This is a genomic window from Mesorhizobium sp. WSM4850 (genome assembly GCF_055811735.1).
Map to the genome: position 1 here is coordinate 1 of NZ_JBVVPV010000186.1, position 309 is coordinate 309.

Sequence of the window (309 nt, forward strand, 5' to 3'; positions counted from 1 at the left end):
GGCTCGACATTCGGGAAGAACTCGACGCCGGCGCCGTATTTCGAATAGGCAAAGCCGACACCGAACAAGAGGCCGACAGTGAGCAGAAGCACGGTGATGGGAAAGCGCACCGCCTGCTTGACCACGGCCATGTACCAGCCGTCGCGGTTGTCGCTCTCGTGATGCGGCGGCGCCTTGGCGAACAAGGCGCCCAGCGCCGGTGCAAAGACCAGTGCATAGAGCATCGAGGCCCAGAGCGTGACGATCAGCGTGATCGGCATGTATTTCATGAAGTCGCCGATGATGCCCGGCCAGAACAGCAGCGGCGAA

1 protein-coding gene is annotated in these 309 nt (G+C 61.8%); it reads right to left on the bottom strand.

Going from position 1 to position 309, the window contains the following annotated elements:
• The coding region (locus AC0L2Z_RS35505; RefSeq protein WP_473630657.1) for an efflux RND transporter permease subunit at positions 1-309 on the bottom strand (309 nt) is incomplete at both ends.